Below are 24,879 nucleotides of genomic sequence, written 5' to 3'. Positions count from 1 at the left end.
TTATGCAGTTCCCTCACACACCACAGCACGCACAACTTCCGCTGTTCGAAGCGTTCATGGCTCAGCCGCTGGCGCCGATTCTCAAAGACGTGGTCGAGTCGCCCTGGAGCGCCGAACCTGAAGCGTTCAGTGAGCTGTCATTGCGTGGTGCGACCGGGAACTGCCTGAACCTTCTCGCCCCTATCCTCAGGGAACTGAGCCAGGATCAGGACGCTCGCTGGCTGACGTTGATTGCACCCCCCGCCAGCCTGACTCAAGCCTGGCTACGAGATGCCGGCCTGAACCGCGAACGCATTCTGCTGTTGCAACCGCGAGGGACTCAAAGTGCTCAGCAACTGACTTGCGAAGCCTTGCGCCTGGGTCGTAGCCATACCGTTGTGAGCTGGCTGAACCCGTTGAACACCAGCGCACGGCAACAGTTGATCAGCGCGGCCCGTACCGGGGATGCTCAAAGCCTGAATATTCGACTGGGTTAAGTGACATCCACTGTGCGCTTGAAAAGCGCAGGGCTTCTCCAGGACAGAGAAGCCAATCTGTAACTTTGATATGAAATGATGCCCTACGAAAAGCCGACAAACGGAATCAATGAAGAATCCGCGGCCCTTCTTCTTTGTCGAATTCGCCTTCAACCAAGCGCCCAGCCATCTGCACACCCACGCTCAACATCGCCTTGGCGACTTCAACATGCTGGCCTTGCAGGAACGCCTTGGCGTCTTCAGAGAAGTCCAAAGTCACCAGAGAACCCTCGTCCTCAGCTCTGCGCAGCTCAATACGGCCGTCTGGCAGCTCGACAATTTCTAGAAAGGACGTTGGCATAAAGGTCTGTTCTCCACGAAAGGCGGGGATTATATAGTCATCAGCGCAGCTTCGCTCGGGATCTTGACCGGCTGCACACCACCGGATTCGATTGCTCGAGATCATCCCTGATCCATCGGCACCCATGAACACGCAGCGTTCAGAGCGAGACTCAACACTCGCTCAGGCCTTCACGAAACCGAATGGCCAGGCTTTTAAGGTTCTGACGCCAGCTCTCAAGCTCCTCTCTGCTCAGTTCAGCCTCGGGCTCATCATCAAGACTCACCGCAACGATCAGCGGCTGTGTCACATCACCCTTTGGCTTGTGCGGCACACGTGGCGGCTGAAACAGCGCGGCATGGGCAGCCAGAAGCTTTGCCAGCCAGGTTTCAGGGTTATGCGCCAACTCGACCATTTCCGCCATCTCCGGAATAGCGATGGTTTCGAGCACTTCACGGGTCAGCAGCAATTCTGCTCGCGGCGCATTGGCCTGAGGCAAGCGGTAGAAACCGGCAATCTCATGACACAGGCCCAGCAGCGCGCCGTACAAATGAAACAACGCTGACTCGCGCCCTGCCTGAATCAGCGCCAGGGAGTTCATCGCCCGCCCCTCTTCCGCCCGGGCCAGTGCCTCAAGCGACAGACCGGCGAAGTAAATTTTCTGATTGGTACGGGTATAGAGCTCAAAGGCCATGACGGCAGTCTCCACAACGAAATAAGACGCGTGATGCAGGTCTGACAGTGTCAAGGATCAGACGAGCCCACTGCAAGCCCAAAACAAAGGCCGCATGAAAACCCGAGGGTTCGCATGCGGCCTTTTGCATCGCATTGCCCGGTTACTTGGCTACGCGCTTGTCTTCAACCACCCACTTGCCACCGTCATAGAACGCCTTCCAACCGGTAGGCTTGCCTTCGACTTCGGTCTGCACGTACTGCTCCTTGGTCTTGCGGCTGTAACGGATCACCGCTGGGAGACCATCCGGATCTTTCTTCGGCGCTTCGCACAGGAAGTGGTACTTCGGATCGATCTCATCCTTGTGCGGCACGATCTCGATCACCAGCGGAGCACGGGTCTCGCGGTTTTTCGGGAACTGGCTCGCCGCCAGGAACAAACCGGAAGCACCGTCACGCAGAATGTAGGTGTCGTTGACCTTCTCGCACTTGAGTTCGGGCATCTTCACCGGATCCATCTTCGGCGGCGCCGCGTCACCGCTTTTGAGCAGTTTGCGGGTGTTCTTGCAGGTCGCGTTGGTGCACCCGAAGAACTTGCCGAAACGGCCAGTCTTCAACTGCATTTCGCTGCCGCACTTGTCGCATTCCAGGCTCGGACCTTCGTAGCCCTTGATGCGATAGCTGCCTTCTTCGATCTCGTAGCCGGAGCAATCCGGGTTGTTACCGCAGATGTGCAGCTTGCGCTTCTCATCCAGCAGGTAAGCGTCCATCGCGGTGCTGCAGATCGGGCAACGATGCTTGCCACGCAACACCAAAGACTCCGACTCACCCTCGTCGTCCGCAGCGATTTCATCGCCCGGCACCAGGTTGACGGTGGCCTTGCAGCGTTCTTTTGGCGGCAGGCTGTAACCCGAGCAACCGAGGAACACACCGGTCGAGGCAGTACGAATTTGCATCGGACGACCGCACGTGAGGCACGGGATGTCGGTCATGACCGGCTGGTTGGCGCGCATGCCGTTTTCTGCGCTCTCGGCTACTTCGAGTTTCTTCTTGAAGTCGCCGTAGAACTCGTCGAGCACGTTTTTCCAGTCACGTTCGCCTTGGGCGACGTCATCGAGGTTCTCTTCCATGCCGGCGGTGAAGCCGTAGTCCATCAGGTTCGAGAAGCTTTCGGACAGGCGCTCGGTGACGATGTCACCCATCTTTTCCGAGTAGAAACGACGGTTGTGCAGCGCGACATAGCCGCGGTCCTGGATGGTCGAAATGATCGCCGCGTAGGTCGAAGGACGACCGATACCGCGTTTTTCCATTTCTTTAACCAGGCTCGCTTCCGAGTAACGCGCAGGCGGCTTGGTGAAGTGCTGGCTCGGATCAAGCTTGATCAGCTTCAGCACATCGCCCTGCGCCATGTCCGGCAGCACATCGTCATCGCCAGGCTTGGCCATTTGCGGCATGACGCGGGTGTAACCGTCGAACTTCAGGATGCGGCCCTTGGCACGCAGTTCGAAGCCGCTAGCTGCGACGCTGACGGTGGTCGACAGGTATTTCGCCGGCAGCATCTGGCAAGCGACGAATTGGCGCCAGATCAGCTCGTAGAGACGCTCAGCGTCACGTTCCATGCCAGACAGCTTGCTTGGATCGGTATTCACGTCAGAAGGACGAATCGCTTCGTGAGCCTCTTGCGCGCCTTCCTTGCTGCTGTAGACGTTCGGTGTTTCCGGCAGATACTTGCTGCCGAACTCGCCTTCAATATAAGTACGCGCCATCGCCACGGCATCGGCCGAGAGGTTGGTCGAGTCGGTACGCATATAAGTGATGTAGCCAGCTTCGTACAAACGCTGGGCCATCATCATGGTTTTCTTCACGCCAAAGCCCAGGCGATTGCTGGCAGCCTGTTGCAGCGTGGAGGTGATGAACGGCGCCGACGGCTTGCTGCTGGTCGGTTTGTCTTCGCGTTTGGCGATGGTGTAGCTGGAAGACTTGAGCTTCTCCAGCGCGGCCATGGCCTGGGCTTCGTTGAGCGGCTTGAAGGCTTCGCCGTTTTCACGGGCCACTTCAAAACGCACATTGGCGCCCTTGGCAGTGCCGAGGTCAGCGTGGACTTCCCAGTACTCTTCCGGGTTGAACGCGCGAATCTCGCGCTCACGCTCCACCACCAGCTTCACAGCTACCGATTGCACACGGCCGGCAGACAGACCGCGAGCGATCTTGGACCACAGCAGCGGCGAAACCATGTAACCCACCACGCGGTCGAGGAAGCGACGCGCCTGCTGAGCGTTGACCCGATCGATGTCCAGCTCGCCTGGCTGAGAGAAGGCTTCCTGAATCGCCTTCTTGGTGATTTCGTTGAACACCACGCGCTTGTAGCGGCTGTCGTCACCACCGATGGCTTCGCGCAGGTGCCAGGCAATGGCTTCCCCCTCGCGATCCAAGTCGGTTGCGAGATAGATGGTGTCAGCATCCTTGGCGAGCCGGCGCAGCTCTTCGATGACCTTTTCCTTGCCTGGGAGGATCTCGTACTTGGCTTTCCAGCCATGATCGGGATCGACACCCATGCGCGAGACCAGCTGCTTGCGCGCCTTTTCTTTTGGCGACAGCACCGGCGCTTCACCAGCAGCAGCCTTGCCACGCTTGGCGGCAGGCTCTTTGCTGGCGCTAGCCGAACCGCTGGTGGGCAGGTCTCGGATATGGCCGATACTCGACTTCACCACGTATTGGTTACCCAGATACTTGTTGATGGTCTTGGCCTTAGCCGGGGATTCCACAATGACCAGCGATTTGCCCATGGATCAGAAAATTCCTGAATTCTAGAAGTGAAAGGCGGTTGGCGCCTGACGCGGCACCGCTATATATAGTGGCAACAAGGTGAGGTCAAGCGCAGGGTTCTGCGCGCTCTCAGCTTATGGCCTTGAAAAAAGGCTCGGTTCGGCTTGCACCAAAGCAAAGCGCGGGACCTGTTCGCCGTCAACTTCGACCGACTCCAGGAACATGCTCAAGGGACGCACCCAAAAGCCGTAATCGCCATACAGGGCTTGGTAGAAGACCACTTCCTCTTCGGTCTCGGAGTGCCGCGCAACACTGAATACGCGGTACTGCGGACCTTTGTAATGCTGGTAGAGCCCTGGTTGTATCGGCATGGTCTGGCCCTCACTCAAATCTCTTGAAATAAAAAATAAAAAAACCTTCAGAAAAACAAAAACCGGGGCACATGGCCCCGGCTTCCGTCGACGAATCGCTTAAACGCGTTCGAAGACGGTGGCAATGCCCTGGCCGAGGCCAATGCACATGGTCGATACACCGAAAGTGCCGCCATTCTGCTTCATTACATTGAGCAGGGTGCCGGAGATACGTGCACCGGAGCAACCGAATGGGTGGCCCAGGGCGATCGCGCCGCCGTGCAGGTTAACCTTCTCGTTCATCTTGTCGAGCACTTTCAAATCTTTCAGCACTGGCAGAGCCTGTGCAGCGAAAGCTTCGTTGAGTTCGAAGAAGTCGATATCGGCAATTCCCAGACCTGCGCGCTTCAGTGCTTTCTGTGTCGCCGGTACTGGACCATAGCCCATGATCGCTGGGTCCACACCTGCCACTGCCATCGAACGGATCACCGCCATTGGCTGAATGCCCAGGTCCTGTGCACGCTGTGCCGACATCACGATCATGCACGAAGCACCATCGGTGATCTGCGACGAAGTACCGGCTGTCACGGTGCCGCCCTTTGGATTGAACGCCGGCTTCAATGCCGCCAGGCTTTCCAGGGTGGTTTCCGGACGGATGGTTTCGTCGTAGTCGAACAGTTTCAGGAAACCGTTCTCGTCGTAACCCTGCATCGGGATGATTTCGTCTTTGAACTTGCCTTCCACCGTCGCTTTATGGGCGAGTTGGTGGGAGCGCACGCCGAAGGCATCCTGCTGCTCACGGGTAATGCCGTGCATCTTGCCGAGCATTTCCGCAGTCAAACCCATCATGCCCGAGGCTTTCGCCGCGTACAGCGACATGTGCGGGTTCGGATCGACACCGTGCATCATGCTGACGTGCCCCATATGCTCGACGCCGCCAACCACGAATACGTCACCGTTACCGGTCATGATCGCTTGCGCTGCGGTGTGCAGTGCACTCATCGAGGACCCACACAGACGGCTAACGGTCTGGCCGGCAGCCGTGTGCGGGATCTGAGTCATCAGGGACGCCATGCGGGCGATGTTCCAGCCCTGCTCCAGGGTCTGGTTCACACAGCCCCAGATCACGTCCTCGACTTCGTTCGGGTCGACCTTGACGTTACGTTCCAGCAATTTGCTGATCAGGTGCGCCGACATGTCTTCAGCACGGGTATTGCGGTGCATGCCGCCCTTGGAGCGGCCCATCGGAGTACGACCGAAGTCGACAATCACGACGTCTCTAGGATTCAAGCTCATATAATTTCACTCTCGCTCTAGTGTGGGCGCTTAACCGAAGAAGCTCTGGCCATTTTTGGCCATCTCGCGCAGCTTCGCGGTCGGGTGGTACAGCGCGCCCAAATCAGCGTACTGGTCAGCCAGGGCAACGAACTCTGCAACACCGATCGAGTCGATGTAGCGCAGTGCACCGCCACGGAATGGAGGGAAACCAATACCGTAGACCAGACCCATGTCGGCTTCGGCAGCGGTTTCGACGATGCCGTCTTCCAGGCAACGCGCGGTTTCCAGGCACAGCGGGATCATCATCCAGTTGATGATGTCTTCGTCGGTCACTTCACGCTGTTCGAAGACGATTGGCTTGAGCACTTCAAGTACCGACGGATCGGCTACTTTCTTCTGCTTGCCGCGCTTGTCGGTCTCGTAGGCGTAGAAGCCCTTGCCGTTCTTCTGGCCCAGGCGCTTGGCTTCGTAGAGCACGTCAACGGCCGAACGACGGTCGTCTTTCATGCGATCCGGGAAACCTTCAGCCATCACGTCACGACCGTGGTGGCCGGTGTCGATACCGACCACGTCCATCAGGTATGCCGGGCCCATTGGCCAGCCGAATTTTTCCATGATCTTGTCGATACGGACGAAGTCCACACCGGCGCTGACCAATTTGGCGAAACCACCGAAGTACGGGAACAGTACACGATTGACCAAAAAGCCCGGGCAGTCGTTGACGACGATCGGGTTCTTGCCCATTTTCTTGGCGTAGGCAACGGTGGTGGCAACGGCCAGCTCGCTGGACTTCTCGCCACGGATGACTTCAACCAGCGGCATCATGTGCACCGGGTTGAAGAAGTGCATGCCGACGAAGTTTTCCGGACGCTTGAGGGCTTTGGCCAACAGGCTGATGGAAATGGTCGAGGTGTTCGAAGCGAGGATGGTGTCCTCTTTGACCTTGTCTTCGACTTCGGCCAATACCGCTTGCTTGACCTTAGGGTTCTCGACAACCGCTTCGACGACCAGGTCGACGTGGCCGAAATCACCGTAGGACAGGGTTGGACGAATGCCATTGAGCACTTCGGCCATTTTGGCAGCGGTCATGCGACCTTTATCAACGCGGCCAACCAGCAGTTTCGCGGCTTCAGCCAGGCCCTGCTCGATACCGTGCTCGTTGATGTCCTTCATCAGGATCGGCGTGCCTTTGGACGCCGACTGATAAGCAATACCGCCCCCCATGATACCGGCGCCGAGTACGGCAGCCTGTTTCACGTCTTTGGCGATTTCATCGTAGGCCTTGGCCTTTTTCTTCAGCTCCTGATCGTTCAGGAACAGACCGATCAAGCTCTGCGCGGCAGAGGTCTTGGCCAGTTTGACGAAACCAGTGGCTTCAACTTCCAGAGCCTTGTCGCGACCGAAGTTCGCGGCTTTCTGGATAGTCTTGATCGCTTCGACCGGTGCCGGGTAGTTCGGACCAGCTTGACCGGCCACGAAACCTTTGGCGGTTTCGAAAGCCATCATTTGTTCGATGGCGTTCAGCTTGAGCTTTTCCAGCTTCGGCTGACGCTTGGCCTTGTAATCGAACTCGCCGGAGATCGCTCGCTTGATCAGTTCCAGGGCCGCTTCCTGCAGCTTCTCTGGAGCCACAACCGCATCGACTGCGCCGACTTTCAGCGCGTCTTCCGGACGGTTTTCCTTACCAGCGGCAATCCACTCGATGGCGTTGTCGGCACCAATAATGCGCGGCAGGCGAACAGTACCGCCGAAGCCCGGGTAGATGCCCAGTTTGACTTCCGGCAGACCGATCTTGGCGTTGGTGGACATGACGCGGTAATCCGCCGCCAGGCACATTTCCAGACCGCCGCCCAAAGCAATGCCGTTGATCGCAGCTACGGTTGGGACATTGAGGTCTTCGAAATCGCTGAAAATCTTGTTGGCTTCGAGGTTGCCAGCAACAAGCTCTGCATCCGGCAGCTTGAAGTTGTCGACGAATTCGGTGATGTCGGCGCCGACGATGAACACGTCCTTGCCACTGCTGACGATCACACCCTTGACCGACGCATCTGCCTTGATGGCGTCTACGGCCGAACGCAGTTCGTTCAGGGTTAGACGGTTGAACTTGTTGACGGACTCACCCTTGAGGTCGAATTTCAATTCGACGATGCCACTTTCAAGAGCCTTAACCGTGATGGCTTTACCTTCGTAAATCATCAACTGATCTCCACGATATGGAAGCTGAACAGTACACGTCGGACGCTGACGTTCTGGCTCGGCATGGACGTTACCGTCGATGCTAACGCCATTCCACCAGGCACACCCGCCAACGCGATAGTCGGGATTCTGTAGGAGCTGTCTGTAATACAAACGCTCAATTCATACGCCCGTTTGATTTGGGTACGCCACCTTCACGGAATTTCCGACAATTGTCAATCGCCCAAAATGCGGGTTGTAACTCGACTTTGCGGTCATATCCGTACCACGAAGACCTGCAACACACGGATGCATGTGCAGCCATTCATAGAATCAATATTTAGAAACGTCGCCCTAATTAGCTGCGCAACTGGAAATACACAGCTACGCTGGCGGGGACGATAAACGGAAAACAGAGGCGCTTATGGCGAACGCCAAGCGCAAGATCAGCGCCACGCCTCGGATAGCGTGACGATTCAGCGAATTTCCGGCCTGCCTGGCCAACTCCAGCCCGATGAAGATGTCGGGCTTTTTATTGCCTGAGTTTATGTGTGCATGTAGGAGCTGCCGAAGGCTGCGATCTTTTGATCCTGGCAGTCTTGAAGATCAAAAGATCGAAGCCTTCGGCAGCTCCTACGGGGGGATTGCGTTTCAGGCTAATGCCTTCAGCACTGCATCGATTTCATTCAAAACACTGGCCTCGCCCCTCTCACCCCAATACAAGGTGATCATTTGCTTGTCGGCCTCAACCTTGTAGACGTTGGCCGGCAACTTCCGGAAATGAATCAGCAACGACTCATCCTGACAAACTTCCCGCCATTGATTAACCCACACGCCCGGCGCACTTTGCCAATAGATCCAGCACGCCGGCTGACTACCCCGTCGCGGCCGATGGTATTGCGCACACGGGCTGGGCGGCTCCGGCTCCAGCCAATGCGGCCACTCCTGCGGCGCCAGCTGCATAGCCAGGCCGATACGTCGTGCCTCCATGCGCAAGGCCATTTGCCCGCCCTGTTTACGCGAAGGCCGCAGCCACGCCAGCGGGCTCAGCACCACTGCGAGGATTGACACCACTATCCAGACCGTCATATCTGTACTCCCGATTCTTGATGGGCAGATTGATCCATGCCGGAACCAATCCGCTTGAAACCAGCCATACTTACCGTTATCGCAATCCTCAGGAGGAGCACCTCATGCCCTACCACCATATTCTGGTCGCCGTAGATCTAACCGAAGAGTGCGATCCTGTGATTCACCGTGCTCGCGAGTTATCGGTCAGCAACGGTGCCAAATTGTCCCTGGTTCACATTGTCGAACCGATGGCCATGGCCTTTGGTGGTGACGTGCCGATGGATCTGTCGCAGTTGCAGCAACAGCAATTCGATCAAGCCAAGGAGCGCCTCGAGCGCCTGATCAACAAGTATTCTGAACTCTCCAAAGAGTACAGCCACCTGACCTATGGCCAACCACGCCAGGAAATCCATCATATGGCCAAGGAACAGGAGTGCGACCTGATCGTCGTCGGTAGCCATGGCCGCCACGGCCTCGCACTGCTGCTGGGTTCCACCGCCAATGACGTGCTGCATGGTGCGCCTTGCGATGTACTGGCAGTGCGCCTGATCAAAAGCTAAACCCCGTGCCCCTGTGGGAGCGAGCTTGCTCGCGATGGCGGCTTGTCAGTCAACATTGATTTCGACCGACAGGGCCTCATCGCGAGCAAGCTCGCTCCCACAATGAATTTATTTCGGTCTGCAGACCCTACTCCATACGAAAAGCCCGACGCTCAGTGATGAACGTCGGGCTTTTTTACATCAGCATTGGATCAATCAGGCATCCAGCTCGGCCCAGCGCTCGACCAATACGTCGAGTTCTGCTTGCAGTTGCTCAAGCTGTGCGATGACCTTGGCGGTTTCGGCAGCCGGACGCTGATAGAAACCGGCATCGGCCATTTCGGTTTGCACCGCGGCGATCTGCTGTTCCTTGGCGTCGATATCGCCCGGCAGCGCTTCCAGTTCACGCTGCAGTTTGTAGCTGAGCTTTTTCTTCGCCACTGGCGCTTCTTGAGCAGCCACTGGCGCAGGCGCCGCGGTGACGACCGCTGAGTTCAGGTCGGCCTTGCCGGACTTGCTCTCGGTCACGCCCAACAGACGCGGCGAACCGCCTTGACGCAGCCAGTCCTGATAACCACCGACGTATTCGCGAACCTTGCCTTCACCTTCGAAGACCAGGGTGCTGGTGACCACGTTGTCGAGGAATGCCCGGTCGTGGCTGACCATCAGCACGGTGCCGTTGAAGGTCAGCAAGACCTCTTCCAGCAGCTCGAGAGTTTCCACGTCGAGGTCGTTGGTCGGTTCGTCGAGTACCAGCAGGTTAGCCGGTTTGCTGAACAACTTGGCCAGCAACAGACGCGCACGCTCACCACCGGACAACGCCTTGACCGGCGTGCGGGCACGCTGTGGGCTGAACAGGAAGTCACCGAGGTAGCTCAGTACGTGACGGCTCTGACCATCGATATCGATGAAGTCGCGACCTTCGGCGACGTTGTCGATCACGGTTTTTTCCAGATCCAGCTGATGGCGCAGCTGATCGAAATAGGCCACGTCAATTCGAGTGCCCTCCTCGACTTTACCGCTGGTTGGCTGCAAGCCACTGAGCATCAGCTTCAGCAACGTGGTTTTGCCAGTACCGTTGGCGCCCAGCAGACCGATACGGTCGCCGCGCTGCAGGACCATGGAGAAATCCTTGATCAGGAACGGGCCGTCCGGGTGAGCGAAGCTGACGTTATCGAGAACCATCACCTGCTTGCCGGACTTGTCGGCCGTTTCCAGCTGAATGTTGGCCTTGCCGGTACGCTCACGACGCTCGCTACGCTCGACGCGCAGGGCTTTCAGGGCACGCACGCGGCCTTCGTTACGGGTGCGGCGGGCCTTGATGCCCTGACGGATCCAGACTTCTTCCTGGGCCAGACGCTTGTCGAACAGCGCGTTAGCGGTTTCTTCGGCTGCCAGCGTGGCTTCCTTGTGAACGAGGAAACTGGCGTAGTCGCCGTTCCAGTCGATCAGGCCACCGCGATCCAGTTCCAGGATGCGGGTTGCCAGGTTTTGCAGGAAAGAACGGTCGTGCGTAATGAACAGCACAGCGCCCTGAAAATCCTTCAAGGCCTCTTCGAGCCAGGCAATCGCACCGATGTCCAGGTGGTTGGTCGGTTCGTCGAGCAGCAGCAGATCCGGTTCGGAAACCAGAGCCTGGGCCAGCAGAACGCGACGACGCCAGCCGCCGGACAATTCGGCGAGGGTTTTGTCCGCCGGCAACTGCAAGCGGCTCAAAGTACTGTCGACCAATTGCTGCAAACGCCAGCCATCGCGGGCTTCGAGGTCGTGCTGGACGTGCATCAGCTTGTCCAGATCGGCGTCGGTAACGCAGTTCTGGCTCAGGTGGTGATACTGCGCGAGCAATTCACCCACACCGTCCAGGCCTTCGGCAACCACATCGAACACCGTCCGCTCGTCGGCCACCGGCAATTCTTGCGGCAATTCGCCAATCTTGAGGCCAGGTGCGCGCCAGACAGAGCCGTCATCAGGCTTCTGATCGCCCTTGACCAGCTTCATCATGCTGGATTTGCCAGTGCCGTTGCGGCCGATGATGCACACCCGCTCACCACGGGCGATCTGCCAGGACACCTTGTCCAACAACGGCATAGCGCCGAAAGCAAGGGACACATCGCTGAATTTGAGCAGGGTCATGAGCTTCTCCAAAAACCGGGCGCGCATTCTACCTGACTTGAGGCGACAGAAGGCCGGCATTTTCAATGTCGAAGCACTCTGCACAACAATTGTTGCGAACTTGTGCCAACGAGCCGGCAAAGCTTTCACCGGTTGCTGGCAAAAGGCTAAGCTACAGGCAATCAGTGCCGGCACCTGCTGGCACTTGTCATGATTTCTCTGCCCGGATGTCTCATGCGCAGTCGCATTTTCAGCTTGTTATCCTGTTTGCTTCTTTCTGCCACTGCCGTCCAATCCGCCCAGGCGGTGGACCTGTTCACCCAGCGCCAGTATTACGATGAGGCCAAGCGCGCCTTGGCCAAGGGTGATACGGGCCCGTATTTTCGCTACAGCCAGGCCCTTAGCGACTATCCGCTGGAGCCTTACCTCGCCTACGACGAATTGACCGCCCGCCTGAAAACCGCGAGCAACGACGAAATCGAAAGATTCCTCGCCGAGCACGGCGACCTGCCGCAAGCCAACTGGATGAAGTTGCGCTGGTTGCGCTGGCTGGCTGATCGCGGCGACTGGTCGACCTTCGTCAAGTACTACGACCCCAAGCTCAATTTCACTGAACTGGACTGCCTCAACGCGCAATATCAGATCGGTCACAACCTCAAGTCCGAAGGTTACGCCAACGCTGAAAAGCTCTGGCTGACGGGCAAATCCCAGCCTGAAACCTGCGATTCATTGTTTGCGCAATGGGCCGCCGAAGGTCAGCTGACCGAACAGAAACGCTGGGAGCGCGTCAAACTGGCCGCTCACGCACGTAACTATGCGTTGGCCAACAGCCTGATCAACAACATGACCACCCTGGCACCCCGCGGGCGCTTATTGGTTGAGGTCGCGCAACGACCTGAAATGCTCGACCAGCCTTCGCGCTTCACCCCGGCCGATGAAGCCATGTCCGACATTGTCAGCCTTGGCCTGCGCCGCTTCGCGCGCCAGGACCCGGACCGGGCGATGGCCCTGCTCGACAGTTACGCCAGCAGCATGCATTTTTCCCGCGATGAAAAAGTCGCTATCGCCCGTGAAATTGGCCTGACTCTGGCCCGTCGCTTCGACAGCCGCGCCCTCGATGTAATGACCAAGTACGACCCGGAGCTGCGCGATAACACCGTTTCCGAGTGGCGCTTGCGCTTGCTGCTGCGCCTGGCGCGTTGGGACGACGCGTATCAGTTGACCCGCCGCTTGCCGCAGGATCTGGCCACCACCAACCGCTGGCGCTACTGGCAGGCCCGCAGCCTGGAACTGGCCCAGCCACAGAACCCGGAAGCGCAAACCCTGTACAAGAGCCTCGCGCGTGAGCGTGACTTCTATGGATTCCTTGCCGCTGACCGCTCGCAATCGCCTTATTCGCTGGTCAACAAACCACTGGTGTTGAGTCAGGCACTGATCAACAAGGTTCGCAACACGCCGGGCGTACGTCGGGCGCTGGAGCTCCATGCTCGCGGGCAGATCGTCGACGGGCGCCGCGAGTGGTACTACGTCAGCCGCCATTTCAGCCGTGACGAAATGGTTGCCCAGGCGAAACTGGCCTATGACCTGAAGTGGTATTTCCCGGCGATCCGCACCATCAGCCAGGCGCAATATTGGGACGACCTGGACATTCGCTTCCCGATGGCTCACCGCGAAACCCTGGTACGTGAAGCCAAGGTCCGTGGCCTGCATTCGAGCTGGGTGTTCGCCATTACCCGTCAGGAAAGCGCGTTCATGGACGACGCCCGCTCCGGCGTCGGTGCCAGCGGCTTGATGCAACTGATGCCTGGCACCGCCAAGGAAACCGCGCGCAAGTTCAGCATTCCGCTGGCCTCGCCGCAGCAAGTGCTGGACCCGGACAAAAACATCGAGCTCGGTGCGGCCTACCTGAGTCAGGTCCACAGCCAGTTCAGCGGTAACCGGGTCCTCGCTACCGCCGCCTACAACGCTGGCCCCAGCCGTGTTCGCCAGTGGCTAAGCGGTGCCAACCACCTGAGTTTCGATGTCTGGGTGGAAAGTATCCCGTTCGACGAAACCCGCCAATACGTACAGAACGTGCTGTCCTACTCGGTGATCTACGGCCAGAAGCTCAACTCGCCGCAGCCGCTGGTGGATTGGCATGAGCGGTATTTCGACGATCTGTAACCGGTAATGCCGGTTATGCCGGTTATGTAGGAGCTGCCGAAGGCTGCGATCTTTTGATCTTGCTTTGAGGCCTCAACAAAAAGATCGCAGCCTTCGGCAGCTCCTACAGTGGTCATTCTGCCCCGAAAAAATCGCCGCCTTCGGCAGTGCCTACAAACTGCAACGCCGCCAGCCGCGCATACAGCGCATTGCTGGCGATCAGCTCGTGGTGCGTGCCAATCGCGACCAGTTTTCCCTGATCCATCACCGCGATCCGATCAGCGTTCTTTACTGTGGCCAGGCGATGGGCGATGACCAGCGTGGTGCGGTTTTTCATCAGGCTGGGCAGCGCCTGCTGGATCAAGTGTTCGCTCTGCGCGTCAAGGGCACTGGTGGCTTCGTCCAACAGCAGGATCGGCGCATCCACCAACAACGCTCGGGCAATGGCCAGGCGCTGGCGCTGACCGCCGGAAAGGCCAAGGCCGCCGTCACCAAGATGAGTCTGGTAGCCATCGGGCATTTTTTCGATGAAATCGTGAGCATAGGCAATCTTCGCCGCTTCCTGGACCTGGGCCAGGGTCGCCGAGGGTTTGCCATAGCGGATGTTCTCTTCGATGCTGCCAAAGAACAGCGCCGGATTTTGCGAGACCAGTGCGAAGCAACGACGCAAATCCATAGGATCAAGTTGAGTCAGCGGCACGCCATCCAGCAGGATGCGGCCGGCTATCGGATCGTAGAAACGCAGCAACAGATCATAAACCGTCGACTTGCCAGCCCCCGAAGGCCCGACCAGCGCGAGGGTTTCGCCCGCCTTGACCGCGAGACTCAAACCATCGATAGCGTAACTTTCAGGCCGTGACGGGTAGGAAAAACGCAGATCTTCAAGCAGCAAATCGCCGCGCACTCGCTCAGGCAAAGTCACCAATCCTGCGACCGGAGGCTGGATGATGTTTTCCGAACGCAGCAACTCGGCAATCCGCTCAGCCGCACCGGCCGCCCGTTGCAGCTCACCAATGACTTCGCTCAAGGTGCCAAAAGCGCTGCCGACGATCAGGCTGTAGAACACGAACGCCGCCAGTTCGCCCGCGGAAATACGCCCGGCCATCACGTCCATGCCGCCGACCCAGAGCATCACCGCGACCGCCCCCAGCACCAGCATGATCACCAGGGTAATCAACCAGGCGCGCTGGACGATACGTTTTCGCGCGGTATCGAAAGCCTCTTCCACGGTGACTGCGAAGCGCTGTTCGTCCTGCACCTGATGGTTGTAGGCCTGCACGGTTTTGATCTGACCGAGGGACTCCGACACATAGCTGCCGATGTCGGCGATACGATCCTGACTCAAACGCGACAGGCGGCGCACCCGGCGACCGAAGATCAGAATCGGCGCGATCACCAACGGTAGCGCCACCACCACAATGCTGGTGAGCTTGGGATTAGTGATAAACAGCAACACGATCCCGCCGATCACCATCAGCAAGTTGCGCAAAAACAGCGACAGCGACGAACCGATCACCGATTGCAGCAGCGTGGTGTCGGCGGTCAGGCGCGACTGGATCTCCGAGCTGCGATTGTTCTCATAGAACCCTGGGTGCAGGTAAATCAAGTGATTGAACACCTGCTGACGGATGTCCGCCACGCAGCGCTCACCGATCCACGACACCAGATAAAAACGCATAAAGGTGCCGATCGCCAGACCGAACACCAGCAACATGAACACGCCAATGGACTGATTGAGCAACTGCGGTGACTGGGTCATGAAGCCCTGATCCACCAACAGGCGAATGCCCTGCCCCATGGACAAGGTGATGCCGGCAGTGACGATCAGCGCCAGCAAGGCACCGAGCGCCTGCCAACGGTACGGCGCGACAAAACGACTGGCCAGGCGAATCGCACGGCGGTGACGAGCAGAAAGCATGAGGATCATCCGAAAGCGAAAACTGAAGGGATCAATCCGGTCAAGCCTACACCGGTCGATCCGCAGCAACCCTGTAAATCACAATGAGTCAGGTTAAATATGACCACCGACAATAGAGCCTAGATGTTATTGGTCTAAAGTCCGGCTAGAAGTCCAAGGCTATTTCTGGTGGACTGGTATGGCCGCCTTGTCACCCTGTAGGGAGCTGTCACAGCTTGGTCATTTGGTGGTTTTAGAGTAAGCGCACAACCTGATGAGGAGACAGGCCATGTCCTTGCAACATAGCAGCGACGACAAGATTCAAGTGATCCGCACCCAGCCCCACCAGTCTCTGGGCTGCGCCATTATTGACGCCCAAGGGCGCGAAGTACCGATCACTGAAGATATGATCCAGAGTGCGTGCCGCGAACTGGAACAACGGTTGGTCAAGCCTGCCAAGCAAGACTGATGCATAGCCTTACGTCTGCCGAACCGGCCGCCTGGCCGGTTTTTTTATGCTAGCTATACGCCGCCTCATAACGTCAGGCGCTGGTCAGCCTCAAACCGTCACATGTCATCACGCCGCAGCAGTCCTCCAGGATTTCATCGTCATCCGGCTGAAAGGCATCTTCGTCCCTAGGGCTGACGGGGTGGGGATTGATGGAGGGCAGCAGATTTGCCAGATCGAGCGGAACCGGGTCATCGTCGAACCAGACCGACCCACCACGGGCGATCAGATCCAGATGCAGGCGGCAGTCATAGCCCACCCGTTCGGGATCCTGATTGTGCTGACCAAACCCGATGTGAACACCAGGGCAGCGTTCATTGATGTGTGAATTCAGCTTCAGGCTGGCCGTGATGCCAATGTTGGTACCGAGTCCCAATTCGCCCACATTCCGAACGCACAATTGACTGAAGCACTCATCCAGAAAGCGCTGAACCGACTGGTTCTGGCATGCCCAATGTACCGCGCGTCGTTCATTTATCTCCACCGTCACCGGGTGATCCTGCAACCGGGCATCTTGAGAAGTGAGAGCATTGACGTTGAACGCGAAGTCAGCGACGAGAACACCGTCAACGGAAGCGGGAAAAGTGGCCACTTCGCCCGCTGGCAGCACCACGGTACCTCCTGGACGAGCGCTGCCGCGATTACTGACCCAGCGATACTGATTGTTATCCAGCACGATCCGCAAATCTGTTCCACCAGGCGATGTGATCCTCATTCGGTTCGACACCAGCGCACGCTCCAGGATCGCGGTGTTGCGTGCTGACAGTGTTTCGGGACCCACCTGCAATGCAGTCGAGAAAAGTGCCTCGCATGCATTGATGATCCGAAACACCAAGCGACGCGAACGCTCGTAAGGGGCCAATGCGATGCGCAGCTTTTCATGATGGGACAACGTGTCCCGCTCCAATGTAATCACGACGATACGCCCGCGGAATGAACTCGGTGATGGCATTGCACTCAAGAGCCGCTTCTGGAAGCCCATGTCGTGCAGAGGCTGCATCCAGACCCGACAAAAAGCGATTTGCCGGCATTCCAACGCGACACTTATCCAAGCCGCCTGTTCTTCACTATCGCTGGCGTAAATCACCATCACCCGGTCATCGGGTCTTACTTTTACGTAGTCATCCAACAACCTCTGCACACCCCGCCAAGCCTCAGTGTTCATCTATCACCTCCAGAATGCGTGTGCCCATGAACAGCGCATGACCCGCCCCCCCAATAGAGCCGGGCCACACTGAGCTTCATTGGTTTTGATCTTTACTCCTCGTAGCCCAGGTAATTTCCCAGGGCGGTCCGTCCTCTCGATTCGTGTAACGCAGCACACTTGTTACCTGGCGACTGGACTCCTGCCTTACCTGAGCGGTAGTCCGATCCAACAACTGTTGCACAGCCTCAGTGAGCTCAAGCATCTCGTTCTCCTGTGATTATCCGTGCCTGCTGAATGCAGACAATTTGACTGTAGGTACAGGAGAAAATAGTGCGCATAGGATGCGGCCCTACATCGCGAAGGCAATCAGTGTGTTTTGCGTAGGAAATATCAACCGGCCCTACCGGGGGCACCCAAAGCCTGACAGGTACCGGACACACATCCCTGTGCGGGAGAGCTCCTCCTTGGTGAGCAGGGAAATCCAGCGGTCTCAAGCAAAATATCGCTCTTTCGCAGGCGTTGCTTGTGGCAGCAGCTCAAACAATAAGCCCAACGAAACTAGTGGCTCTTTAATATCAACTCTTAGTGATTTTATTCCACAACCAGACAGAACAACTGCAAGTTCACAGACTTGGCTTTTGACATAAAATGTTACAAACATAATAGCAGTCAATTAATATAGCCCCCCATCCACTCGCTCTAAAAAGAGGCGAGACTTGCATTGAACGCCTCCGAGCGTGCACCAGCATCGGCCATAGAGCTCCGTGGAACATCCTTATAAGTCAACTCCAACACTCAGAAACGTGTACCCCTTCTCAATTTATACGCAAACTTTTCAGTAGTGCCTCTCTCTGTAGCCTGATCCGAGAGATCAGTCACACCGCCCTATTGCCCAGCTAGTGCGACATTGGGAAATGTCAACCGAAGAGCCTAATCCGAGTGAAAGCGGCACATCAACTAAGTCTGATATGACAAAAACAACTGGAATGGCGCCCCAGCAGTTGCCTATGCCATTGAATTAACTGAAGCCACTAGCGATGGAGTGGTCCGCTTGGGCGTCTGTTCACGACCGGGAAATGTTATAAAACGTCAGATAACATCAGAATTTTGTGTATTAAGATTGCAACGCCAGCACATATAGGTAATTTCACGATGAACACCGAGAGCACGATCAAAAACAATCAGAGGGGTATTCTCGCTATTGGGCGCACCTGGCGTTCGACAGAGAAACTAAAACAGCTGTTTGTGCCAAACTTTACACATATTTACACACTGGACCATCCGCCCACCCTGTCACTTGATATCGACACTCAAACTCTCGATGCAATATTGATAGAAATTGAAAGTCCATCGACGCTCAATGACAGCCTGAAACTGATTAAAAAATTACGTATAGAACATGTAAAGCCGGCCATTGTTGTCGCCATCAATTATCGCTCTCCGCACACAAAAGTTGAATGTTACCTGGCTGGCGCCGATCACTGCATCAATGTACCTAACGACCAGAATGAAAAGACAAAACTAATTTCAACATTGCTCAGAAGCCCTGAATGGCAGCCCACGGCCAAGTTGACGCTGGATAAAACGTGCCTACACTTATATGACGACGAACACAAACTGGATCTCACCTACCAGGAAATGAAAGCTCTGGATGCATTGATCAACGCAGCCGGTAATATCTTGCACCATGATTGCTTGGCCGACTCCATGGGATTGAATATAAAGCTCTACGATTCACGGGTTCTGGAAAAATCCATAAGCCGGCTTCGAAACAAAATAAAAAAGAACTTCGGCATTAACATAATTCACAGTGTTCGCGGTTATGGCTACCGACTACTTCGAGGGGTCGTATCTGTAAAACAAACAAATTTTCACTCTTTAAGGGACTGAGTCATGGCGTCAAGCAGGCAGCACATAGCACAAGAAAGCTTCGCGTTGATTTTCTTCAGACAATCGATTCTCAAACGAAACGATGAACTGTTCGGCAGTGAAATATATGCCAAGGCGACACAACAGGATATTCCCCTGACCCAGGGGTATCAGCCATTGCATCCCGATCATCCACTGACGATCTATCGCGAAATACTGACACGGATCCAGCTGAATACCATTTCACAAATCGAGGCCATGCCATGCCCTTCCGTCAATACTCCAAACAAGCTGTTCGTGACCATGAATCAGTCCTCTTTATTGGACAAGGCACTTATCAAGGAAATGCACAACGCTCAAGCGACACTCAAAGAGCATGAGAAACAGCTGATCCCCAGCATCAACAGCAGCTCGTTTAACTCGCTCAATTTAAAGGAAAAAAGAACCATTATCAATCACATCCATTTATTAAAAGACAATGGGATCGAGATCGCTTTTGATGGTTATGACTTAAGCGATAACAGCGCCGAAAAGCTGATCAGCCTGGCATTGTTTGATTATATAAAAGTGGATCTGACCCGCTCCAACTTTGACATCATGGTCGAAAACAGTCAGGACTTTTTCAACAGGTCCTACGACTGCCTGAGCCGTATGATCCATGACAGCAAGATCAAGTTCATCGCGGACCGAGTCGAGCACAAAGCGCTACACACGCTGGCCCGCAGCATGCCTTTCGACTTTTTCCAGGGGCGATACTACTCACCGACCGAGGTTATTTAAGCTCTCAAAAGCTTCACTATTCCAGGAAGGAACCTAATGATGAATACGCCAAATAACAACTTCTTAATCTTCACCCGAGACCAACTGGCACGACAAGCAATAGAGTCGCTTCTTGCACAACGTCTGTGTTTATCTTTTGAAATCGAGTCCGGCAAACTCAGCAGCGAGCGAATCAGAAAGAATCGCTTCACGCACATCCTGCTCGATCAGGCGGACATATCGCTGAGTGATGTCAGCTTTATCCGCAAGAATCAAAAAGATGCGGAAATCATACTCATAACGCCCAACGCGGAGCCTTCGGAACTCCATCACTTCTCGCACTTCGGGATCGATGGCTTTCTCAAGAAGCCGGTGGCCGACGAGGAGTTCATCTCGGCAGTAAGCCGGGTTAAAGAGCCACACGCCAATCCTGAGATCTGGTGGTTTAGCGCGGAAGAGCGAACCTTGGTCAAAGAAAATATAACGATCCCATTGACGGGTACCGAATCGTTGATGCTCACACAACTGGTTATCAGCGATCGACGGGTACTCAGCAAGACAGATCTGATTCTAGGTATTGATAAGGATCCGGAACGCTACAGCGGTCTTGAGATGTGTTTGAGCAGACTGCAGAAAAAATTCAAGGACGCCGCCAACGGAGAGCGTCTTGTTCGTTCGGTGAGAAACCGCGGTTACTGCCTGGCCCAAAGGATAAGAGTCGCTTATTGAGCGAGTTCGCAAAAACAATAACAATAAATGCGACTCCCAGACCCCATCAGATACACAGACATCACTTAACAGCCTCCCCTCCTCGCGCGGCTGCTCCTGCCTCCCACCTTTCGTACATCATCCACGCCATAGTTCCTGTCCAGCATCCTCCCCTCGCCTCCCCGGCAAGTACCTGCCGGAACGCCGTAATTATATAGACGACTTTGCTATGTACTCCAAACCAAAGAACACGACCTTTTATAACAAACCCCATGACAGTGCGACCGTTATAATTCGTCAGACACCCACAAAGATTAAGGTACTAGTATAAAAACCGGACACTGAGACAACCGTATCAGCTGACACCTCTATATAAAAAACAACCTCAAATGGTCAGTCACCAGCCCACCGCTCCCGAACACTAATAACAAAAACAACTTCGTATGGAATCGTGCCGGCCAAGCCTTTTCCCGTGACTGCCATTTATCAACCGTCAACTGATACATAACGTGGCGCACGCCCGAGGGATACCGCTATGGTACATAATCGTATTAATCGGAACAGCATAACCAAAGGACTTACCTTCTGGGGCCAATGGGCAATTGCCATAACGTCGGTCAGTGCATTGTTATTTACTCTGGCGCTGTACCAAACCGGAGAAATCGACGCCCATTATCGTGTGCTGGCGGTTCTTACGTTTCTGGGTTCGGTCCCTTCCTACTCCCTGCTGCAGGTCTATCACAAGCGGCACGGTTACCTCACAGGCCTTGGACGCCTGCTGCTGGGTTGGCTGCTGACGCTGACCGGACTGACCAGTATCGGTTTTCTGAGCAAGACCAGCGAATTGTTCTCCCGGGAAATAATCCTGATCTGGGCCGTGACCGGTTATTGCCTGCAGGCCTTGCTGTACCTGCCACTGCATGGTTTTTCCAGGCACTACCATCGGCAATTGCACAGCCAATACAACACCCTGATCATCGGCACCGACCAACTGGCGGTGAAACTGGCAGACAAACTGGCGAAAACCGAATATCCGCCGCTGGTCGGTCTGATCAGCTCCAAACCCAACGAGCTGTCGACCAACGTCAGTACTCACAGGATCGTGGGCCAGTTGCAGGAGCTGCGCGAGCTGATTCGGGTTCACGATATCCGACGGCTGTACATCGCGCTGTCCTTGAGCGAAGCCAAACAGGTCGAAGCGCTTTACATCGATCTTCTCGACTCGAATGTGGATGTGGTCTGGGTTCCCGACCTGGGCAGCATGACCTTGCTCAATCACTCCGTCAGCGAGCTCGACGGCCTGCCCGCCATCCACCTCAATGAAAGCCCGCTAACCAGCTACCCTACGGCGGCGCTGAGCAAGACCCTGCTCGACAGAAGCCTGGCCGCCCTGGCGCTGATCGGCTTCAGCCCACTGCTGTTGGTGATTGCCGTCGCGGTGAAAATCTCTTCCCCGGGCCCGATTATCTTCAAACAGGAGCGGCATGGCTGGAACGGCAAGATCATCAAGGTCTGGAAATTCCGCTCCATGCGCCTGCACGACGACCACCAGGTCCAGCAGGCCGGCCGTCAAGACCCGCGCATTACCCCGATCGGACGTTTTATCCGACGCACTTCCATCGATGAACTGCCGCAGTTTTTCAATGTGCTGCAAGGCCATATGGCACTGGTCGGGCCTCGGCCACATGCGACCGCCCATAACGACTACTACACTGGCAAGATCCGCGCCTACATGGCCCGCCATCGGATCAAACCGGGCATTACCGGGCTGGCCCAGATCAGTGGCTGCCGTGGCGAAACCGAAACCCTCGACAAGATGCAGAAACGCGTGGAGATCGATCTCAACTACATCAACAACTGGTCGTTGTGGCTCGATATAAAGATCCTGATCAAGACGCCCTTCACGCTCTTTTCCAAGGATATCTACTAGCTGCTGCGACGCTCGCGCCCGCCCATAGTCTGTCTATTCTTCAGCCTGTTGCGAACGGGGTTGCGATCCCCGCAGTCAGATCACTGACTGCGCCGGAGCGCCCCGCCCATCCTGGCCCATCCCATTTCAGGTTGACTCATGCGCCCTATCACCCGACGCCAACTACTCGCCGCCACAGCCTGCGGGGCTGCAGGCCTGACGATTGGACAGTTGGCGCTGCTGCAACCGAAAGAACCGGCGCCGCACGAGCACGATCTGGCCCCGCTTGAACGGGTCAACGCAGCGTGCGAGCAACTGTTCAACAGCATGCACATTGTGGCTCCCCTGAGCCTGGCGAACCTCTAATGTCGACCGATCCCACCCTGGAAACACTCATGGCCAATACCACGCTGATAGCCCAGGCTGCCCAGCGCTCGGATGCCGCCTCCCGGATACAGCACCGCTTCGTCCATGGCGGGGCTGATGAAAGCATTCCCACCGAGTCCGGCCCGCTGCCGACGCTGAGCAAATGGAAAGCCGATACCGATCAGGTGTTTGCCCAGGTAAAGGCGATGGCCGACTCGAATTCTCGCCGAGAGACCTCTGACCCCACCACTCGGGCGGATGGCAGCCCCTTGCAGAGCGGCGATGAATACTTCAACACCCAGGATGCGCTCAAGAAGGTCTATAACGGTACGGCGTGGTACGTCCCGAATGCCGATGGGCAGATGATCCAGAGGAACCTGGCCAACGCCGCCGACCCGGATACGGGTCCGAACATGGTGGGTTTTCTGCAATCGGGGACGGGCACGCAATCTCGCACCGTCGGCGATAAGCTCAGGGAACGTCACAGCCTGTTCGACTTCATGACAAAAGCAGAGCGAGACGATGTGACCTCCGGGGCCTCGCGGCTCAACCACACGGCAGCAATCAATCGAGCCTTTGCCTCGGGGTATGAAATCGAGCTGCCGGACGGGGTGCTCAATGCCGAGTACATCGATCTGGTGGACGGCACTCGTGCCATCGGCAAGGGGCATATCGCCGGTCGTCTGGGTACCGAAAGCTGGAACGGCACGGTAATCAGATCTCTGCCCTCCGCAGAACGGAAATTCATCCGGATGCCCGCGGGCAAGATCAGGGGGGTGTTGCTGGAAGGCTTTACCCTGGCTGGAGACTACGTGCATAACCCCTTGCAGGACGGCATCAGCCTGGAGGCAGTGGTTTCGGGCCGCGACGGCGGCTTGTGGGATTTCGAGCTGCGTCGCCTGTTCATCAAAGATTTTGCCGGGGACGGTCTACGGCTGGTGGGGGGTTATAAGAATTATCAGGCCCCCATGCAGTTCGGCCATGTCGCTCATGTGCTCGTTCAGCGATCCGTGGCGACAGCACGGAGCCTGGTGCTGATGGGGCAGTGCGAACATATCGAATTCGACGAGTGTCGATTCGATGGCGCGTCTGGCCTGGGGCCTGTGGGCCTGGGTTCCTATATCGGCAGGTTCGATCCCGCCTATGACATCAGACCCAACAACATAACCTTCACCAACCCGAGCTTTCAGCACGCCGACGTCGGCATCGAAATCGATCGCTGCGAAAACATCGTGATGATTGCACCCTGGTTTGAAACGGTGAAAACCGCGATCGAGCAAAAGAATTCATCGACCGGGCTGGAGCTGATCGCGCCACGCTTCGCCAATGTCGTCACCGGCCTGGATTGCGGCAAGAACTGCCAGGCATCGATCCGCTCCCCCATCGTCGCGGGGAGCATGTCGAATCTGGTGGTCGGCAGCAACCATGCCGGCGTCAGGCTCGATTCACCGTCCAAGGCTGGCGTCGGGAGCAGCGGTGTTCATTCCACTGTGTCGTTCAATGCCGGACGCCGCCTTGAGGTCAAGGCCCATGCCTTGGTCAACGTCGAGTTTGGCCCGGGGCTGACAATAGAAACGATCGACGGTTATCACATGCCGGGAGAAACCTTGACCCTGCTGGTCAGTTCCAACCCGGTGAGATTCGCTACCGGGGGAAACCTCGCCCTGGGCAGCCTGGGGCCTTATAAAGTGCTTGCCCCGGGCAGCACCATTACCTTCATTCGAACAGACGCACCCGGCGTCGCTCCCTGGCAATGCATAGGGCTGGTATGAGGTAGCAACTTCGCCCCGCCCGCCCCATACCAGCAGACCGCCAA

Annotated in this window: 20 protein-coding genes; 10 read left to right on the top strand and 10 right to left on the bottom strand. The window is 56.5% G+C overall.

Annotated features, from left to right (window positions below; genetic code table 11):
• Positions 1–2 precede the first annotated feature (2 nt).
• Complete coding sequence (gene sulA / locus BK659_RS15205) at positions 3–476, top strand: SOS-induced cell division inhibitor SulA (protein WP_123425846.1); 474 nt, start codon at positions 3–5, stop codon at positions 474–476.
• 106 nt (positions 477–582) lie between these two features.
• On the opposite strand, the gene BK659_RS15200 is transcribed toward sulA, so the two are convergent.
• The 7 genes from BK659_RS15200 to BK659_RS15165 all read right to left on the bottom strand — a co-directional run bounded on the left by BK659_RS15200 (position 583) and on the right by BK659_RS15165 (position 9,125).
• On the bottom strand, positions 583–816 hold the full coding sequence (locus BK659_RS15200) for a hypothetical protein (RefSeq protein WP_123426092.1): 234 nt from the start codon (positions 814–816) through the stop codon (positions 583–585).
• Positions 817–967: 151 nt separating this feature from the next.
• Positions 968–1,489 (bottom strand): DUF6586 family protein, encoded by a 522-nt coding sequence (locus BK659_RS15195; RefSeq protein ID WP_123425845.1) that lies wholly within the window; start codon positions 1,487–1,489, stop codon positions 968–970.
• A gap of 142 nt (positions 1,490–1,631) precedes the next feature.
• Positions 1,632–4,253 (bottom strand): type I DNA topoisomerase, encoded by a 2,622-nt coding sequence (topA, locus tag BK659_RS15190; RefSeq protein ID WP_123425844.1) that lies wholly within the window; start codon positions 4,251–4,253, stop codon positions 1,632–1,634.
• Between the two features lie 114 nt (positions 4,254–4,367).
• The gene (locus BK659_RS15185) at positions 4,368–4,604 is read right to left on the bottom strand and encodes a DUF1653 domain-containing protein (RefSeq protein ID WP_019692748.1); all 237 of its coding nucleotides are present in this window, start codon (positions 4,602–4,604) and stop codon (positions 4,368–4,370) included.
• A gap of 99 nt (positions 4,605–4,703) precedes the next feature.
• Positions 4,704–5,879: an acetyl-CoA C-acyltransferase FadA gene (gene fadA, locus BK659_RS15180; protein ID WP_024618393.1), complete on the bottom strand. Its 1,176-nt coding sequence runs from the start codon at positions 5,877–5,879 to the stop codon at positions 4,704–4,706.
• Positions 5,880–5,909: 30 nt separating this feature from the next.
• Complete coding sequence (gene fadB, locus BK659_RS15175; RefSeq protein ID WP_123425843.1) at positions 5,910–8,057, bottom strand: fatty acid oxidation complex subunit alpha FadB; 2,148 nt, start codon at positions 8,055–8,057, stop codon at positions 5,910–5,912.
• 630 nt (positions 8,058–8,687) lie between these two features.
• On the bottom strand, positions 8,688–9,125 hold the full coding sequence (locus BK659_RS15165) for a hypothetical protein (protein ID WP_123425841.1): 438 nt from the start codon (positions 9,123–9,125) through the stop codon (positions 8,688–8,690).
• 104 nt (positions 9,126–9,229) lie between these two features.
• Between BK659_RS15165 and BK659_RS15160 the strand changes: the two genes are divergently transcribed.
• On the top strand, positions 9,230–9,667 hold the full coding sequence (locus BK659_RS15160; RefSeq protein ID WP_123425840.1) for a universal stress protein: 438 nt from the start codon (positions 9,230–9,232) through the stop codon (positions 9,665–9,667).
• Between the two features lie 195 nt (positions 9,668–9,862).
• Here BK659_RS15160 and BK659_RS15155 read toward each other — a convergent pair whose 3' ends face one another.
• Positions 9,863–11,779 (bottom strand): ATP-binding cassette domain-containing protein, encoded by a 1,917-nt coding sequence (locus BK659_RS15155; RefSeq protein WP_123425839.1) that lies wholly within the window; start codon positions 11,777–11,779, stop codon positions 9,863–9,865.
• A 213-nt stretch (positions 11,780–11,992) separates the two neighbouring features.
• On the opposite strand from BK659_RS15155, the gene BK659_RS15145 reads away from it, so the two are divergent.
• The gene (locus BK659_RS15145; RefSeq protein ID WP_123425837.1) at positions 11,993–13,921 is read left to right on the top strand and encodes a transglycosylase SLT domain-containing protein; all 1,929 of its coding nucleotides are present in this window, start codon (positions 11,993–11,995) and stop codon (positions 13,919–13,921) included.
• A gap of 112 nt (positions 13,922–14,033) precedes the next feature.
• On the opposite strand, the gene BK659_RS15140 is transcribed toward BK659_RS15145, so the two are convergent.
• The gene (locus BK659_RS15140) at positions 14,034–15,827 is read right to left on the bottom strand and encodes an ABC transporter transmembrane domain-containing protein (RefSeq protein ID WP_185015376.1); all 1,794 of its coding nucleotides are present in this window, start codon (positions 15,825–15,827) and stop codon (positions 14,034–14,036) included.
• Positions 15,828–16,086: 259 nt separating this feature from the next.
• On the opposite strand from BK659_RS15140, the gene BK659_RS15135 reads away from it, so the two are divergent.
• Positions 16,087–16,266, top strand: coding sequence for a PA1571 family protein (locus BK659_RS15135; RefSeq protein ID WP_123425836.1), 180 nt, complete (start codon positions 16,087–16,089; stop codon positions 16,264–16,266).
• Between the two features lie 73 nt (positions 16,267–16,339).
• Here BK659_RS15135 and BK659_RS15130 read toward each other — a convergent pair whose 3' ends face one another.
• Complete coding sequence (locus BK659_RS15130; protein WP_148050439.1) at positions 16,340–17,470, bottom strand: 2,5-dihydroxypyridine 5,6-dioxygenase NicX family protein; 1,131 nt, start codon at positions 17,468–17,470, stop codon at positions 16,340–16,342.
• A 1,134-nt stretch (positions 17,471–18,604) separates the two neighbouring features.
• On the opposite strand from BK659_RS15130, the gene BK659_RS15125 reads away from it, so the two are divergent.
• From BK659_RS15125 to BK659_RS15100, 6 genes are all read left to right on the top strand, one after another.
• Complete coding sequence (locus tag BK659_RS15125; RefSeq protein WP_123425834.1) at positions 18,605–19,342, top strand: winged helix-turn-helix domain-containing protein; 738 nt, start codon at positions 18,605–18,607, stop codon at positions 19,340–19,342.
• A 3-nt stretch (positions 19,343–19,345) separates the two neighbouring features.
• Positions 19,346–20,101, top strand: a complete 756-nt coding sequence (locus BK659_RS15120) for an EAL domain-containing protein (protein WP_123425833.1) — start codon at positions 19,346–19,348, stop codon at positions 20,099–20,101.
• A 39-nt stretch (positions 20,102–20,140) separates the two neighbouring features.
• Positions 20,141–20,809 (top strand): winged helix-turn-helix domain-containing protein, encoded by a 669-nt coding sequence (locus BK659_RS15115; protein WP_123426090.1) that lies wholly within the window; start codon positions 20,141–20,143, stop codon positions 20,807–20,809.
• 514 nt (positions 20,810–21,323) lie between these two features.
• Positions 21,324–22,718 carry an undecaprenyl-phosphate glucose phosphotransferase gene (locus BK659_RS15110; RefSeq protein WP_123425832.1) on the top strand — a complete coding sequence of 465 codons (1,395 nt, stop codon included), beginning with the start codon at positions 21,324–21,326 and terminating at the stop codon, positions 22,716–22,718.
• A gap of 138 nt (positions 22,719–22,856) precedes the next feature.
• Positions 22,857–23,063, top strand: coding sequence for a twin-arginine translocation signal domain-containing protein (locus tag BK659_RS15105; RefSeq protein ID WP_123425831.1), 207 nt, complete (start codon positions 22,857–22,859; stop codon positions 23,061–23,063).
• 29 nt (positions 23,064–23,092) lie between these two features.
• Positions 23,093–24,835 (top strand): hypothetical protein, encoded by a 1,743-nt coding sequence (locus tag BK659_RS15100; protein WP_259740266.1) that lies wholly within the window; start codon positions 23,093–23,095, stop codon positions 24,833–24,835.
• Positions 24,836–24,879 lie beyond the last annotated feature (44 nt).

This window comes from Pseudomonas brassicacearum (assembly GCF_003732225.1).
In the GTDB taxonomy this organism is placed as follows: domain Bacteria; phylum Pseudomonadota; class Gammaproteobacteria; order Pseudomonadales; family Pseudomonadaceae; genus Aquipseudomonas; species Aquipseudomonas brassicacearum_E.
This window is presented reverse-complemented; position numbering and strand designations above follow the sequence as displayed.

Coding starts and splice junctions, on each gene's coding strand:
- sulA (WP_123425846.1), top strand. CDS start 3: ATGCAGTTCCCTCACACACCACAGCACGCACAACTTCCGCTGTTCGAA.
- BK659_RS15200 (WP_123426092.1), bottom strand. CDS start 816: ATGCCAACGTCCTTTCTAGAAATTGTCGAGCTGCCAGACGGCCGTATT.
- BK659_RS15195 (WP_123425845.1), bottom strand. CDS start 1,489: ATGGCCTTTGAGCTCTATACCCGTACCAATCAGAAAATTTACTTCGCC.
- topA (WP_123425844.1), bottom strand. CDS start 4,253: ATGGGCAAATCGCTGGTCATTGTGGAATCCCCGGCTAAGGCCAAGACC.
- BK659_RS15185 (WP_019692748.1), bottom strand. CDS start 4,604: ATGCCGATACAACCAGGGCTCTACCAGCATTACAAAGGTCCGCAGTAC.
- fadA (WP_024618393.1), bottom strand. CDS start 5,879: ATGAGCTTGAATCCTAGAGACGTCGTGATTGTCGACTTCGGTCGTACT.
- fadB (WP_123425843.1), bottom strand. CDS start 8,057: ATGATTTACGAAGGTAAAGCCATCACGGTTAAGGCTCTTGAAAGTGGC.
- BK659_RS15165 (WP_123425841.1), bottom strand. CDS start 9,125: ATGACGGTCTGGATAGTGGTGTCAATCCTCGCAGTGGTGCTGAGCCCG.
- BK659_RS15160 (WP_123425840.1), top strand. CDS start 9,230: ATGCCCTACCACCATATTCTGGTCGCCGTAGATCTAACCGAAGAGTGC.
- BK659_RS15155 (WP_123425839.1), bottom strand. CDS start 11,779: ATGACCCTGCTCAAATTCAGCGATGTGTCCCTTGCTTTCGGCGCTATG.
- BK659_RS15145 (WP_123425837.1), top strand. CDS start 11,993: ATGCGCAGTCGCATTTTCAGCTTGTTATCCTGTTTGCTTCTTTCTGCC.
- BK659_RS15140 (WP_185015376.1), bottom strand. CDS start 15,827: ATGATCCTCATGCTTTCTGCTCGTCACCGCCGTGCGATTCGCCTGGCC.
- BK659_RS15135 (WP_123425836.1), top strand. CDS start 16,087: ATGTCCTTGCAACATAGCAGCGACGACAAGATTCAAGTGATCCGCACC.
- BK659_RS15130 (WP_148050439.1), bottom strand. CDS start 17,470: ATGAACACTGAGGCTTGGCGGGGTGTGCAGAGGTTGTTGGATGACTAC.
- BK659_RS15125 (WP_123425834.1), top strand. CDS start 18,605: ATGAACACCGAGAGCACGATCAAAAACAATCAGAGGGGTATTCTCGCT.
- BK659_RS15120 (WP_123425833.1), top strand. CDS start 19,346: ATGGCGTCAAGCAGGCAGCACATAGCACAAGAAAGCTTCGCGTTGATT.
- BK659_RS15115 (WP_123426090.1), top strand. CDS start 20,141: ATGAATACGCCAAATAACAACTTCTTAATCTTCACCCGAGACCAACTG.
- BK659_RS15110 (WP_123425832.1), top strand. CDS start 21,324: ATGGTACATAATCGTATTAATCGGAACAGCATAACCAAAGGACTTACC.
- BK659_RS15105 (WP_123425831.1), top strand. CDS start 22,857: ATGCGCCCTATCACCCGACGCCAACTACTCGCCGCCACAGCCTGCGGG.
- BK659_RS15100 (WP_259740266.1), top strand. CDS start 23,093: ATGGCCAATACCACGCTGATAGCCCAGGCTGCCCAGCGCTCGGATGCC.